Genomic DNA, 15,437 nt, shown 5'->3' with positions numbered 1-15,437 from the left:
ATGAGCATACTCTTGATCTGCCATGAATGAGCCACTGCCCCGAGCCCGCGAATGGGCCAAGACCATGCACGGTCACGGTGATGACGTCGTGACCGCTCACCGGGACTCCCGGCAACGGGTCGATCCCGCAGCGACGAGACGACGTCAGGAACGCGAGGAGCTGGAACGCCTCACCCTCAACCCGGCAGCGACCTTCTCCGACGGTGCCGGGGACCGGGCGAGACCGGAGGAGCCGTGCGAGTTCCGCACCTGCTTCGAGCGGGACCGGGACCGCATCGTCCACTCCGCATCCTTCCGCAGGCTGGCGGGCAAGACCCAGGTGGTGGTCTACCCCAAGGATCACCAACGGACCCGACTCACCCACGCCATCGAGGTCGCGCAGTGCGCCGTGGCGATGGCCCGGGGCATCGGTGCCAACGTCGCGCTCACCGATGCCATGGCCCTGGGACATGACTGTGGGCACGGACCCGGTGGTCACGCCTCCGAGGACGCCTTCGACGCCTACATCCCGGAGGGCTACGACCACGGCCCGTGGGGCGCGGACGTGACCCTCGTGGGGTTGAACCTCACGTCCCAGACCCTGGACGGGATCCGCAACCACTCCTGGTCGCGCCCGGCCCCCGCCACCCTGGAGGGCGAACTCGTGAGCTGGGCGGATCGCATCGCCTACTGCGCCCACGACCTGGAGGACGCCATCGATGCGGGAATCGTGACCCCTGGTGACCTGCCGGAGATCGTCCGGGACCGCGTCGGCATCCAGCGTCGGGAACAACTGGCCCATTTCCTCAGGGCGGTCATCACCACGACGATGACCACGGGGCGGGTCGGGATGGACGCCGAGACGGCGGCGGCGCTGGCGGCTCTCAGGAAGTTCAACTACGAGCGGATCTACACCCGCCCCGAGTCGGTGGCCCAGTCCCTGACCGTGGTGAAGATCCTCCAGGGGCTGGTGGACTGGTTCCTGGAGCACCCCGATGCGTTGCCCACAGAGTTCCGGCAGGAGGATCTGGCGAGGGGGGCGGTCACCTACGTCGGGGGCATGACGGATCGTTTCGCCTTCGAGCACGCCGAGCGGCTGCTCGGCTGGGACCCGGCACTGCTGCCTCGCGGCATCGGACGCGGTGCGTGACGGATGTCATGGCCAAGTGGTGACTGAACCCCTGTGTGCAGGCGGCCCTCCGGCTCCACGATGGAGTCGTGAAAGCCATTGAACTGACAGGAGTGCACAAGCACTTCCGCTCCCGGAGTGGGGAGGTGATGGCCGTCGCCGGGATCGACCTCGAGGTGGACCGGGGCGAGGTGGTGGCCTTCCTCGGCCGCAACGGGGCGGGAAAGACCACCACCATCGACATGATCCTGGGGCTCACCCACCCGACATCCGGCCAGGTGAGGGTGTTCGAGTCGTCACCACGCCAAGCGATCCTGAGGGGAGCCGTCGGGGCACTGCTGCAGACCGGTGGCCTGCTCAGCGACATCACGGTGGGGGAGACCATCAGCATCATCGCCTCCATCCAGGGCAGCCTGGAACGGGTCCCCGCAGTCCTGCAGGAGGCGGGGCTCGTGGAGCTGCGGAGGCGACGTGTCTCCCGCTGCTCCGGCGGGGAGCAACAGCGGATCAAGTTCGCCCTGGCACTGCTCACCGACCCGGAACTGCTGATCCTGGACGAGCCGACTGCGGGGCTCGACGTCAACGCCCGTCGCGACTTCTGGGAGGTGATGCACTCCCACGCCAGGGAAGGGCGAACGATCCTGTTCGCCACCCATCTCATGGAAGAGGCGGAGAACTTCGCCCACCGGATCGTGGTGATCGACCGGGGCAGGATGATCGCGGACGGTGGGGTCGCCGAGATCCGGGCGATGACGAATCGTCGTCGGGTCAGCGCACTGCTGCCCGAGGAGGACGAGGGCTGCCTGGTGGTCGAACTCGCCGAACTGCTCGGGGGCAACCATGTCGTGGAGGGACGACGACTGAGCGCCACCGTCGCCGAGTCCGATGCCCTCGCCCTGGAACTGCTGCGTCGTGGGTGCAGTGACCTGGAGGTCACCGCACCGAGCCTGGAGGAGGCCTTCGTGGCCCTGACCGCCGAAGGAGAGACCCGATGAATCCCACCTGGTTCCGCATCGAGTTGCTCCGGAACTTCCGGGATGTGAGCAACATCCTGTTCACCTTCTGCCTCCCGGTGCTGATGTACCTGTTGTTCGGCGCGACGTCCGAGCACGCGACGCGTCCCTTCGGCAACGGCAATGTCGCCTTCCAGGTGATGGCCTCCATGGCAGGGTATGCCGCCGTGATCTCCGCCACCGCCATCGCGGCGCTGGCCGCCACCGAGGCGACGCTCGGTTGGGGGCGGCAACTCGGACTGACCCGGCTCGGACCCGCGGGTTTCATCACCACGAAGGTGATGCTCGGGGTCACGATGGGAGGAATCGCCTCCGGACTGGTGTTCGTCATCGGGGCCGTCACCAGCGCCAGGGCGGACTCCTGGTGGGTCTGGGTCTCGACGTGGCTGATCGGCCTGGTCGGTTCGGTGCTGTTCGCCCTCTACGGCATGGGGACCGCCCTGCTGATGCGCTCCGAGAACGCCGTCGGCATCGCATCGGGCGCGATCGTCTTCCTGGCCTTCTTCGGCAATGTCTTCATCCCCCTGGAAGGGATCATGCTCCAGATCGCCCGCTTCACCCCGATGTACGGCTATGTTGGGCTGATGAGATGGCCACAGCTGGAGGGCAAGGTGCTGCAACCCACGGGGGAGACGATCACTGATTCCGTGTGGGTGCTGATCGCCAACGTGGTGGCCTGGAGCGTGGTCTTCACCTCCCTGGCCCTGCTCGGTCAGCGACGTTCCCGCACGAGGCTGTGACCCTGGGATGAAGAGGTTGCTGTTCGGGCGCTGGATGGGGATGCTCATGGCATCCGTCTGGCTGGTCTTCCTGGTCTTTCCCATCCACACCTTGAGCATGCAGCCCGATCCGGTGCGACGCTGGGTCGGTTTCACCACCATCGTCCTGTTCGTCCCGGTCTACGTCCTCTCCTTCGTCACCCTCGGCATCCTGCTGGAGGGGCGGGCACGTGTGATGCAGCTGCTGCGTGGCGCGTTGTTGCTGCTGTTGACAGCAGTGATCGAGTGGGCGGGTGGTGGACTCGGACTGGCGTTGGGCATGCTTCCCTTCGTCATGGCCTACACCGTGTGGGGTCTCTGGCCGCCGCTACGGTTGGTGACCTCGGTGGGGGTCCTCACCGCAGGGGTCGTGGTGTGGGGGGTCTACGGCTGGAAGCTGAACCTGTTGATCCTGCTCGGGGTGACGTTGCTCGTCGGGATCAGCGGCGCAGTCGGGGTCGGTGGCACGGAGTTGGAGATCGAGGATGCCCAACGGCGTGAGGAGCAGGCCCTGACCGAGAACCGGGAACGCCTCGCCCGTGACGTCCACGACCTGGTGGGGCACACCCTGACCGTGGCCAGTCTCAAGGTACAGCTGGCGGAGCGGCTGCTGGAGGTCGACCCGGACCGGGCCAGGGCCGAGCTGGCCACCACACAGCAGTTCATCAGCCGGGCCCAGGAGGAACTCCGGGCCAGCGTCAACGGTGTGCTGCAACGTCCCGTCGCCGCCGAGGTGGCAGCAGCGCGACAGAGCCTGGCCGAGGCCGGGCTGGAGGTGACGGTGATCGGCGATCCCGCAGTGGTCCCGGCCACACTCGCCCCGGTGCTGGGATGGGTGCTGCGGGAGGCCAGCACCAATGTGTTGCGTCACGCAGTGGCTCGACGCGTCGTCGTGGAGTTCGACCCGACACGATTCCGGGTGGTCGACGACGGGCAGGGGGTCCGGGCTCCTGAGGGTCGTGGCATCACCGGGATGAGGGAACGCACGGCCTCGGCGGGGGCGTCCTTCCAGATGAACTCCACACCGGATGGTGGATGTGAGGTGCTGGTGACGTGGTGAGGGTCCTGCTGGCCGACGACCAGGAGCTGGTCCTGGAGGGGCTGGCCGCATTGCTCGGCCTGGAACGTGACATCGAGGTGGTGGCGAAGGTGACCCGAGGTGACGAGGTGGTCCCTGCCGCACGTGCCTCGGGGGCGCAGGTGTGCCTGCTGGACATCCAGATGCCGGGGCTGGACGGGATCGAGGTGGCAGCCCGGGTGCACGACGAACTACCGGGGGTCCGCACGGTCATCGTCACCACCTTCGACCGGCCCGGCTATCTCCGCCGGGCCCTCGATGCCGGGGTCGTCGGATTCGTGGTGAAGACCACCCCGGCACGTGCCCTGGCCGAGGCGGTGCGCCGTGCCCACCAGGGACTGCGCACCGTGGACCCGAACCTGGCCAGTGACCTGCTGTTCTCCGGTCGGAACCCCCTGACCCCGCGGGAGCAGGAGGTGCTGCGGCTGGCCGGTTCCGGAGAACCCATCGCCAGGCTCGCAGCACGCCTGCACCTGTCACAGGGAACCGTGCGCAACCATCTCTCCAGTGCGATCGGGAAGACAGGGGCTGCGAATCGTGTCGAGGCGGAACGTCTGGCCGCTGAACGTGGTTGGCTCTGAGATCATGCGAGGTGTCATGCTCCTGTCCGAGGCGATCGCCGTTGCCCGATCCGAGCTGGTGAAGGCCACCGATGCCACGATTCCCCGATACATCCGCTGTCTCGTGTGGCAGGCATTGCTCCAGGACCCGGGGACACCTGCATCGCGCAGTCGTATCGCGCGGCTCGAGGGGGCATGCGTGCGTCACGTCCAACCCATCTGGGATGCCGCGCATCCCGGTGATCCCGCGGTGGAGCAGCGTCTCCAACTGGCCGAGGACCTGCTCGAGGGTCGAGTCGTGCTCCCTGCGGAGGATCCACGACTCGACCTCGAGGCCTTCATCGAGTGGGTCACGAGCCACCACGGAGGTGAGTACGACTCCGCCACGGCACCTGCGCTGTTCGTGCTCGATGCCGCGCAACGTGCCCTGATCACGGCCGGCTGGGCGGCCCGTGGGCACGGTGCGAGAAGCTTCCTGGACTGCCCTGAGGGGTACCTGGATGCCGACGACGATCCCTGGAGCACCGCCGCCGATCATGCCTGTGCCTGTGCTGTCGGGGGTGCCCCCTGGGAGGAGCCTGCACGCGTCGACCTGGCTGCCCGGCGCAGGTTCTGGACCTGGTGGTTGGACGTGGCGGTTCCACGAGCAGCCCACCCCTGAGTCCTGAAGACCGGAGGTGTTGCCGGACCCTCTACACTTCGCAGCATGGCGGGCAGGATCCATGAGGAGGACATCGCCCTGGTGCGGGAACGGGCCAGGATCGACGACGTGGTGCGTGACCACGTCGCCCTGCGGCCTGCCGGGGGTGGCTCGTACAAGGGACTGTGCCCCTTCCACGACGAGAAGACCCCGAGCTTCACCGTCTCTCCCGCACGTGGTTTCTTCCACTGCTTCGGCTGCGGGGAGGGCGGGGATGTCATCACCTTCCTGCAGCGACAGCAGAACCTCGGTTTCGTGGAGGCCGTGCAGGTGCTCGCGGACCGGTTCGGGGTGACCCTGCGCACCGTCGACGACGGCCAGGGGCCGGGACAACCGGCGGGGTTGCGCAAACGGGTGCTCGAGGCCAACGAGGCGGCCAACGCCTTCTTCGTCTCCCAGCTCGGGTCCCCTGAGGCCATCACTGCCCGCCAGTTCTTGGACCAACGGGGTTTCAACCGCGACCATGCACTGCACTTCTCCCTCGGCTACGCACCCCGGGGCGGGGCCACACTGAGGCAGCACCTTCGACGTGAAGGTTTCGACGACGAGGTGCTGAAAGCGGCCGGGCTGATCCGCGACGGTGGCCGTGACTTCTTCGTCGGACGCCTGTTGTGGCCCATCCGGGACTCCGCCAGCGCGGTGCTGGGGTTCGGTGCCAGACGCATCCACGACGATGACCGGTTGCCTGCCAAGTACATCAACACCCCGGAGTCCCCCGTCTACAAGAAGTCCCAGGTCCTCTACGGGCTCGACCTCGCGAGGCAGGCCATCGGCAAGCGTGCCCAGGCCGTGGTCGTCGAGGGCTACACCGATGTCATGGCGGCCCACATCTCCGGGGTCGACACGGCCGTGGCCTCCTGTGGAACCGCCTTCGGTGACGACCACGCCCGTCGTCTGCAACGCCTGCTCGGCACCCATGACGGGTTGCACGGTGAGGTGGTGTTCACCTTCGACGGTGACGCAGCCGGACAGAAGGCGGCCCTCAAGGTGTTCCAGGGGGATCACAACTTCATCTCCCAGACCTATGTGGCGGTCGAGCCCTCAGGGCTCGATCCCTGCGACCTGTGGCTGCGTGACGGCGAGGCCGCGGTCAGGGAACTGGTGAGCCGTCGCGTCCCGCTGTACCGGTTCGTGATGGCGAACGTCCTCAAGGGGTACGACCTGGATCGTGCGGAGGGGCGAGTCGGTGCGCTGCGTGACTCGGCGAAACTTCTGGGCTCCATCCGTGACAAGTCGATGGTGGGGGAGTACCTGAGGGAACTCGCCTCGATGCTCGGCATGGATCTGGAACAGGTGCGCCGCGAGGTCAACCGTTCGCGCAGTCGCGCCTCGGAGCAGACCAGGGGGCGGGTTCGCCCGGGAGGGCAACCGGCTGGATGGCCGGACCCGAGGGACCCCGCGCTCAGACTGGAACGCGACACCATGAAGCTGCTCCTGCAACGGCCCTTTCTGTTCGACACCTCCTGGAACTCCCTCACCGAGGGTGAGTTCACCCATCCTGCCTATGCGGCGTTGTTCCGTCTCCTGGCGCCGGTCGAGCCGACTGAGACCTGGACCACCGACCTGGTGGATTCCGCACCCAACCAGGAGATGGCGGGATTGCTGAGGATGCTCGTCGTCGAGCCCCTGCTGCGTGACGATCCAGACGAGCAGTACGTGCTGGAGCACACCGACCGACTCCACATCGTGGCCCTGGCGAGACGGATCGACGACCTCAAGTCACGGTTGCAGCGCACCGATGCCTTCAAGGACAGCGATGACCACAAGGCGATGTTCGCAGAGCTGACCGCCATGGAGATGCAACGCAGACAGCTGTTGGAGCGCATCCGCCGTGACTGATCAGGCCACGCGGGGCAGTGTCGGGATTCGGCAGTGCTCACCCTCGAGCAGGTCCCGGGCGGCCTTGAGGCCGGTCTCCTCGAGACGTCGGATGGTCGAGGGGGACACACCGAGCGCACGTGACAGATCAGAACGTGTCGTGCGGCTGGTGCCGATGCCGTAGCGTTTCCGGATCACCCACCCGGCCCGACCCAACAGGTCCAACAGGTCCCAGGAGGGCTGCTCCACCTGCTCCATCCCACCATCGACGGCGGTGTACGCCTCCGGGAGCCGATCCAGCGAGGTCCAGCGGATCTGCACCCGTGCACCACTGTGGTGGCGCACCGATTCCATGGCGATGCATCCATGCAGGGCGCGATGCCGTACGGCGCGGGAGACGTACCGGTGGATCAGGGTGCTGAACCTGGTGCCGCGACGTTGGTCGAACCGCGGGATCGCCTCCCCCAGCGCCAGACAGCCCTCCTGGAACAATTCGTCGAGCTCCGCACCGGTCTGCCGGGCCGCGGCCGAGGCCAGTTTCATCACCAGCCGGAGGTTGGCGGAGAACAGCCGTTGACGGGCCCGGGAGCCGGCCTCGACCATGGCCCTGAGATCGGCCGGGTCCCACGAGCCACATCCGGTCTCCAGCAGATGGGCCGCATAGGTGGACGCCTCGATGCAGCGGAAGAGATCGACCTCTTCCTCGAGAGTGATGAGCGGGGCTGTGAAATGGCTGTGCGTGATGGTCATGTCCTCCAGATTCGCAGTTGGAACGACTGCTGAGGAGACCCCGCAGCCACATCGACAACACCTGCCGAGACATTGACAACACCTGCCCCGCTTCGGGAGACACTCGGGGGGCACAATGGTCCCCATGGTGAAACACTCACTGCCTCAGGATCTCCGGAACGACCTCGCCGCGCGGCTGGGTGAGGAGCCACGGCTGCTGGCCTGGGCCCGGGGAGAACATGATCAATGGGTGGCGGCGAGCCGTCGGGAGTTCGCCCATCTCAGGGACGGTGCGTGGCAGGTGTGGCCCTGGGAGAAGATCCTCGGTGGAGGGTGGCGCAAGGACCCGGGCGTCCTGCACTGGTACACCGCGGAAGGGCAGTGGGAGTGCCCCATCACGAGGCCGGGCGAACTGCCTGCTGTCTTCCGTGAACGGGTCCAGGCCTCGACGGTGATGAGCGCCAGCCATGACGTGCCCGGGGGAAGTGTCACGCTCACCGCCCGTCGTGCCCCGGGAACCGATGATCCGGTGGAGTGGCTGGCCAGCGCTTCAGGGGAGGTCGAGTTGACGGATCCCTCCATCGCCGCTCTCGTCGTCACGGAGACCGATCGCCTGAGGACGGAATACGGGCTGTGACACATCTGGGGTAGCGTCAGGGTGTGGACCTCATCTTCATCCGTCATGCCGAATCGACGAACAATCGCTCCTGGGCCATCTCGCACAACGAGGATGATCGGGTCCCTGACCCCGGTCTGACCGAGCTGGGTGAGGCGCAGGCGCAGGCGCTGGCCGACTGGTTCCCCGGTTTCGCACCCGATCCGACGCACATCTTCGTCTCGCCTTTCATGCGCACGCTGCTGACGGCGGTGCCGTTGCTGGACGCCCTGGGGCAGGATGCCGTCGTGATGCCCGAACTCATGGAGCGCAGTGGCCCCTTCGTCGGGCCGATCATGGACCATGTCGCCCATCCGGGGTCCCCACGTTCGGTGTTGGCGGCGGTCTCGTCCCGGCTGCACTTCCCTGACTCCGTCACCGAGGAGGGATGGTGGCCCGGTCCCTTCGAGATGAGGGAGGCCGCCATCGAGCGGGCCCGTCGACTGGCTGCCTGGCTCCGTTCGGATTTCGGACCTGATGACTGCGTGGTGCTCGTCAGCCACGGTGCCATCGGGTCACTGCTCGCCACCGCGATGTTCTGTCCCGGAGAACTGCGACGGGACTCCTCCCAGATCCAGGGCGAGACCACCAGCTGGTTCGCCCTCGACAACACATCGGTCTCCTGGCTGCGCACCCACCTCGGCGGGGACACCGAGATGCGTGCCTTCAACCGTGTCGACCACCTCGTCCAGAAGGGACTCACCAGCGCCACCATGGCCCAGCCGAGTTGATTTGCCCTGAGTCTCGGTGCACTGCTAGAGTTCGTCTCCGCGTGGCCATGAGGTCACCGATCCCTGGTAGCTCAATTGGCAGAGCATTCGACTGTTAATCGAAGGGTTACTGGTTCGAGTCCAGTCCGGGGAGCCACACGGAGGCCGTCCTGCTCAGCAGGACGGCCTCTTGTCATGCCCGGGCCACCTTCAAGTTCAGCTGGACCTTCGTCACTGTCAGTGAGCCATGACTTGCCCTTGAAAACCCTGATGTCTAACATGCGGTTCACTAGGAAGAACAGGTCATCTAACTTTCGTCAATTGTATTTTTGGATGACAGGCTGGGACGGGGGGATCCAGCGGGTGCCCCAGCCCTGCCACAGCTGCCCTTCTGCGTCGTGGTGACGCTGACGGGTGAAAGGGGAAGAAGGACTGTGGCTTTGTTGAAGAAGAGGGGGCGCCACAAGGCGTTGGCGGTGTGTGCCGCCGTGGCCTTGCTGGGGACGCTGTTCCCGGTCACGGCACATGCCGTGCCACAGGTGGGGCTGACACTGACGGTCTCCCAGGACGGCACCCCGGACTGGGACGCCGATGACAACGCCGGCAACGACTCCGGGCCGACCAACGGGATCGTCCGGGTCAACGACACGATCACCTATCGGGCTCAGTACAACGCCAATGACTCGGCAGGGGGTGGGGTGCCTGTTGACAACGTCACGGTGAAGCTGAAGCTGCCGCGTGGTCTCCACATCGATGCGCTGCCCGCCGTCTGTTCGGGACCGGGCTCTGCGTTGAACCCGTCCACCCTGCCGAACCCGACGGTGCCGTTGACCGCCAACTCCATCAATGAACTTCCGGAGCAGGAACTCATCTGCAACCTCGGGACCAAGACGAATGCCTCGGACTTCTTCGCAATCAGTGCCAAGGTGAGCAACCTGGTCGGCAATGGCCAGCAGCTCACACCGATCTCCGCTGAGATCACCGCGGATGGCGCCACCCCGGCCCCGGCCCCCAACCTGCCGAGGGTGACGACCTCCTCCCGGCTGAAGTGGGACATCTCCAAGAACAGCGTCGCGTTGAAGGAGAACCTGGGTTACATCTACGGTCCCACCAACGCCGGCTGTCCGTGGAACCCGGCGAAGGTCTGCAAATTGACGGCCTACACCGCGCTGTTGTCAGCCCCGGCCGGAGGAAAGGGCGCCATGCCCGCCATCGGGGACATCGCCTTCACCGATGACCTCTCACCTCGTGCAATGTACCCGGGACTGGAGGAGGACCAGTACCAGCGGATGGAGGCGGATCTGGAGAAGTACGGCTCCCGGATCTACCCCTACGACTACTTCTACTCCGCACCGGCCCCGAGGATCGGTTTCCGTGGTTCCACGGCGGCCAATGCCGTGCGTGACTCCGGCCAGGTGCAGATCACCCAGGAGGGGCCGGGCAAACCCGCGAAGTTCGTTGTGAAGAACGCCGACACCTCGCTCATCACCTACCCCTCCGAGGTGCTGATCCCGGCCAAGCAGGCCATCCCGGGCAACAGCGCCTATGCCGTGGCTGCGTCGTTCCAGGTCTACACACCGATCGAGACCATCAGGGAGTTCGGTGCCAACACTGGCAACACCTGGACGCTGGCCACGAAGAATGCCTACACCGAGCTGGACATCAAGGGTTTTGACCCGGGGTCCGATGTCGAGACCCTGGCGGACCAGCCCACCTTCAACGACTACCGCTCCACCACGCCGAACATCTCCATCGGAAACGGCTTCTCGAAGTACTTCGCGGGTGTTCCGGGTGAGCCGATGAACACCCCGGCCAGTGAGTTCTCGCGAGGTGATTCCGCCCTTGGCTCCGGTCTGCCCGGCAACAGCACCTATGTCTCAGGTGGCACGACGGTGGCACCGGATCAGAAGGTCCAGTCCCAGATGCTCATCGTCGGCACCAATCCGGGGCTTCCCGGCAAGGTGAGTGCCGTGGTCTGTGACTCCTGGGACAACACCAGGCTCCACCTGGAGGCCCGGGACGTGCCGAGGTCGACTGATCCGGGTGCGGGTCTGCAGCAGGTGCCCTCCAACGGTGCTCCCGTGTGGATCAGTGGATACAACAACGTGCTCCGCGGCACTGCCGCGTCCTATGCCCAGAACATCTCCGAGGTGCCGACCCACAAGGTGCAGTACTCCGCCACCCCGGGAGGTCCGAGTGGGGCCTCCGAGTGCGGTGATGCAGCTGGGCCGTGGTACGACACCCCGGAGGAAGTGCCCGGCAACGACCAGGAGAAGCTGGCCCAGGGCATCTACACCGGTGTCGGCCGGGTCCGTGTCCACGTGGTCATCCCCGAACCGGTGAACAACGACGCGCTTCTCGGGTCGGGGATCCGGATGGTGGTCGCCACAAGCCTTCGTGTGGCCGTCAACGATCTTCCAGACGGTGACATCCTGCCGAACTACGCCTCGGTCAAACGCGTCAACCTGGAGGAACTGACCATGGAGCAGGTGCTGAACCACGCCACCCCGTGGGGACGCAGCTACTACGACAAGAACACCCACCGAGGACAGTACGGTGACCGCGTCATCAAGGCGTTGTCCCAGGTGCGCATCAACAAGCAGGTCCGTCGTGGCACCTCCGGTGACTTCGGCAAGACCCCGCCCCAGGTGACCGGCAGCAGCACCGAGAACGAGGCCAACATCGTGCAGTGGCGCCTGAAGCCGTCGCTCACCTCACCCGCGGCTGCCCCCGGCCTCACCCAGGAGGTCTGGGTGGAGGACTGCCTGCCCGCCGGATTCCACTTCGTTGAGGCGACCCGTCCTCCGACGCTGGTGGTGGAAGGTTCGACCCCTGGCGACTCCAAGCTCTCCGGTGGCAAGCAGTGCGGTCCGGGTTCCACCTACCTGCGGTGGGTGCTGCCCGACCAGGTGGTCAACGCCGACATCCCCGAGATCATCGTGACCTCGGAGGTTTCCCCCACGGCCAGCGATGGTGTCTACCAGAACACCGTCCAGGTGTGGGCCGACGGCGATCACTCCTTGGTCGCACTGCGACAGGACGCCGCTGAGGCGAAGGTCACCAACATCGCCGGTGTCAAGTTGGAGAAGCTGGCGCTGACTCCTGTGGTGCAGGCCAATCGTGGTGGTCAGGCCACCGATGAGGTCAACCGGTGGCGGATGCGCATGACCAACACGCTGCCCAACCCGGATGACCAGGCCATCTCCGATCCGGTCTTCATCGACGTGCTGCCCAGGCAAGGGCTCGGGGAGAGCAACTTCAACGGTACCTTCTCCTTCGTCGAGGCCGAGGTCACGAAGTACACGATGGGTGCACAGGGCAACGGCGACCCGGCCCAGGTGAAGATCCAGTACACCTCCGCCGCGGATGTCGCCATGGACCCGAACGATCCTTCCAACGGCGCGGCGGGGAGCACCACCTGGTGTGACGCCCCTGCCGGTGGGCAGGTCGTCAGTGGGACGGGGGCCTGCCCGGCCGACGCCTCCGAGGTGACCGGCCTGCGCATCACCAAGCCCGGTGCCTTCACCTCCGGTCATGTCATCGAGGTGGAACTGACCATGAAGGGCGTCGACAACGCCGAGGGCGACGTGTACTCCAACGTCACCTTCGGACGTGCCACCGGATTGGCACTGCCGGTCGGCCCCATCAAGCGCAATGAACGCGTCGTCGCAGGGACCATCGGTGACCATGCCTGGTTCGATCTCGACAACGACGGCATCCAGGACCAGGGAGAGCCCCCGGCCAGCGGCATCACGGTGAAGCTCACGGGAACCGATGACCTCGGCAACGCCGTGTCACTGACCACCACCACCGATGACGAGGGCCACTACCAGTTCGCCAACCTGCGTGCCGCAGGGGCAGGCGGCTACGTGGTGACCTTCGAGAAGATCCCCGGTGCCACCTTCACCACGAAGGGTCAGGGTGATGACCGGGCGACCGACTCGAACGTCGACGCCGAGGGGGTCGCGGAAGCGGTCCAGCTCGGTCACGACAGTGACGATCCGACCGTGGACGCCGGGTACGTCCTCACCGGTGCCCTGCAGGTGAGGAAGATCGTCTCCGGTGTCGGGGTCGAGACCTTCGCTCCGCAGGACGAGTACCGCTTCACCGCGGTCTGCACGCTGAACGGTGCCCAGGTCCTCAACCAGGAGGTCACCCTGGCCTACGAGGCGGGGCGGACCGAGTTCACCAGCGAGGAACTCACCGGCATCCCGGTCGGTGCCGAGTGCGTGGTCACCGAGACCGCGACCGGCGACGCCGATCCGACCCAGGCCGCGCCGACGAAGACCGTCACCATCGCGTGGAACAAGGACACCAGGAAGGCATCGGCCATCGCGGATCTGACCAACTACTACTCGGCTGGCCAGGTGAGCGTCACGAAGGTGCTGGAAGGTGATGACGCCGCGAGGGCTGATGCCGAGCACAAGTACTTCAGGATGCACGTCACCTGTGTCAAGGGTGATGACGCGGCCAGCGCTGCCGTCGTGGCAGAGGGCGACGTCGTCGTGGTCGGTGCCGCCACGGAGGTGTTGAAGGACGAGCAGGGGCAGCCGGTGAAGCTGCCGCTCGGGGCTCGTTGCTACGCCACCGAGACCGCCGACGGTGGTGCCGTGTCAACCGTGATCGACCACAAGGACTTCGACTCGGCGGTCAAGGTCGAAGGTGGGGGGCCGGATGCCCTCGTGGAGATCGGGATCACGGTCACCAACACCTTCAAGGACCCGCGGTTGTCGATCACCAAGAACGTCAGGGGCCAGGTGCAGCGGACCCCGGACAAGGCCGTGATCACCTACGACGTGGTCGTGACCAACGACGGTGAGGTACCTGCCTACTACGCCCTGGAGGATACCTTCGCCTTCGGTGAGGGCATCACCATCGATCGGGTGGAGCCCGTCACCGCGGTCCCGGACACGGTCGTGGTCAACCCCAACTTCGACGGTGTGAACAATACGTTCCTGGCCTTCGACGAGCCGATCGAGGCGGGCGAGCGGCACACCTTCTCCGTCACCGTCGAGACCACCGTGCCCGTCACGATGACCACGAACGCGGCCGACTGCACCCTGGATGAGGGGGAACAGGGCACCGGTCTCCGGAACGCCGCAACGCTCGCCTACGTGGGCCCGTATCCCCAACGACCCATGCCAGTCGCGCTGGACGCCGTGACCCCGGCCCAGACGGGGCAGGGACAGACCGCGACGGCGTGCAAGGAGGTTGCCCTGCCGAGGGTGGAGATGACCAAGGAGCATCGGGACTTCGTGCAGGACGGCGACAAGGTGGAGATCACCTATGACGTGGTCGTGACCAACCCGAGCGCGGTGGACACCACCTACTCCCTGACCGACACCCTGAAGTTCGGTGAGGGCGTCACGGTGGACACCGCCCGGGTCGAGGCCGTCAAGCCGGTCCAGGTCGTGCCGCTGGCCACGGACTTCGCAGGCAACGCCTCGCTCAGGATCACCGAGAACCAGGGGATCGCCGCGGGGACCAGCCACACCTTCACCGTCAAGGTGACGGGCACCGTCGCCGAGACCATCTCGGCCGAGGCGAAGGACTGCGAGGTCCAGGGTGCCGAGAACGGCACCGGACTGCTGAACGTGGCCGATGTCACCTGGCCCGGTGGGGAACTCAGCGACAACGCCTGTGAGCAGGTCAAGGTACCCGGCAGGCCGAAGGTCGCGAAGGAGGTCAAGGAGTTCGACCAGCAAGGGGCTGAGGCCACCATCGCCTATGAGGTGACGGTGACCAACCCGAGCGAGATCGATGCGACCTACACCTTGGCCGACGAGCTGAGGTTCGGCGAGGGAGTGACCATCACCGAGGTCGAAGCGGTGACCGCCACACCCGATTCGATCGTGCCGGCGGCCGACTTCAACGGTCAGGACAGGACGAACCTGGTGACCGACCAGGTGATCCCGGCCGGTGCCCGTCACGTGTTCACGGTGAGGGCTCGGGCGAGTGTGGCCACGACCGTCACGGCCGAGGCGAAGAACTGTGAGCTGCAGGATGCCGAGACCGGGACGGGTCTGCTCAACCAGGCGATCATGACCACTGGTGGTGAGGCCACCCGGGTCACGGCCTGTGAACCGGTCAAGGTGCCGGGTGAACCACAGGTGGCCAAGGTCGTCAAGGAGTTCGAGCAGCAGGGGCAGGACGCCTCGATCGCCTATGAGGTGACGGTGACCAACCCGAGCGAGTTCGATGCGACCTACACCTTGGCCGACGAGCTGAGGTTCGGTGAGGGCGTGAGCGTGGTGCCGGGTTCGGTGGCGGTGTCGGTTGATCCGGCGGCGGTCACCCCGAAGGCCGAT

Annotated in this window: 11 protein-coding genes and 1 tRNA gene; 11 read left to right on the top strand and 1 reads right to left on the bottom strand. The window is 66.1% G+C overall.

What is annotated here, in order from left to right; genetic code table 11:
- Positions 1–22 precede the first annotated feature (22 nt).
- From EII34_RS11925 to dnaG, 7 genes are all read left to right on the top strand, one after another.
- Entirely contained in the window at positions 23–1,129 is a 1,107-nt protein-coding gene (locus EII34_RS11925; RefSeq protein WP_124845393.1) for an HD domain-containing protein, read from the top strand.
- A gap of 68 nt (positions 1,130–1,197) precedes the next feature.
- Positions 1,198–2,103 (top strand): ABC transporter ATP-binding protein, encoded by a 906-nt coding sequence (locus EII34_RS11920; RefSeq protein ID WP_260425142.1) that lies wholly within the window; start codon positions 1,198–1,200, stop codon positions 2,101–2,103.
- The gene (locus EII34_RS11915) at positions 2,100–2,861 is read left to right on the top strand and encodes an ABC transporter permease (protein WP_124845392.1); all 762 of its coding nucleotides are present in this window, start codon (positions 2,100–2,102) and stop codon (positions 2,859–2,861) included. Before EII34_RS11920 ends, EII34_RS11915 begins: the two co-directional genes overlap by 4 nt.
- 7 nt (positions 2,862–2,868) lie before the next feature.
- A complete protein-coding gene (locus EII34_RS11910) occupies positions 2,869–3,939 on the top strand; it encodes a sensor histidine kinase (protein WP_124845391.1) in 1,071 nt (356 codons plus the stop codon).
- On the top strand, positions 3,933–4,538 hold the full coding sequence (locus EII34_RS11905; protein WP_124845390.1) for a response regulator transcription factor: 606 nt from the start codon (positions 3,933–3,935) through the stop codon (positions 4,536–4,538). The genes EII34_RS11910 and EII34_RS11905 overlap by 7 nt, the downstream gene beginning before the upstream one ends.
- Positions 4,539–4,554: 16 nt before the next feature.
- Positions 4,555–5,178: an Imm5 family immunity protein gene (locus tag EII34_RS11900; RefSeq protein ID WP_185711322.1), complete on the top strand. Its 624-nt coding sequence runs from the start codon at positions 4,555–4,557 to the stop codon at positions 5,176–5,178.
- 45 nt (positions 5,179–5,223) lie between these two features.
- Positions 5,224–7,056 carry a DNA primase gene (gene dnaG, locus EII34_RS11895; protein ID WP_124845388.1) on the top strand — a complete coding sequence of 611 codons (1,833 nt, stop codon included), beginning with the start codon at positions 5,224–5,226 and terminating at the stop codon, positions 7,054–7,056.
- Here the strand turns inward: dnaG and EII34_RS11890 are convergent, their stop codons facing one another.
- Complete coding sequence (locus EII34_RS11890; RefSeq protein WP_185711321.1) at positions 7,057–7,785, bottom strand: sigma factor; 729 nt, start codon at positions 7,783–7,785, stop codon at positions 7,057–7,059.
- Between the two features lie 124 nt (positions 7,786–7,909).
- Between EII34_RS11890 and EII34_RS11885 the strand changes: the two genes are divergently transcribed.
- From EII34_RS11885 to EII34_RS11870, 4 genes are all read left to right on the top strand, one after another.
- The gene (locus EII34_RS11885; protein ID WP_124845386.1) at positions 7,910–8,401 is read left to right on the top strand and encodes a hypothetical protein; all 492 of its coding nucleotides are present in this window, start codon (positions 7,910–7,912) and stop codon (positions 8,399–8,401) included.
- A gap of 23 nt (positions 8,402–8,424) precedes the next feature.
- Complete coding sequence (locus EII34_RS11880; RefSeq protein ID WP_124845385.1) at positions 8,425–9,150, top strand: histidine phosphatase family protein; 726 nt, start codon at positions 8,425–8,427, stop codon at positions 9,148–9,150.
- Between the two features lie 60 nt (positions 9,151–9,210).
- Positions 9,211–9,286, top strand: a tRNA-Asn gene (locus EII34_RS11875).
- A 286-nt stretch (positions 9,287–9,572) separates the two neighbouring features.
- Positions 9,573–15,437 (top strand): SdrD B-like domain-containing protein (locus EII34_RS11870; protein ID WP_221620289.1); only part of this gene is annotated, 5,865 nt, incomplete at its 3' end.

The sequence above is a fragment of the Arachnia propionica genome (assembly GCF_003859805.1).
Classification (GTDB): Bacteria; Actinomycetota; Actinomycetes; order Propionibacteriales; family Propionibacteriaceae; genus Arachnia; species Arachnia propionica_C.
The sequence above is the reverse complement of the archived record's forward strand: the minus strand, read 5'-3'. Positions and strand labels throughout refer to the sequence as shown.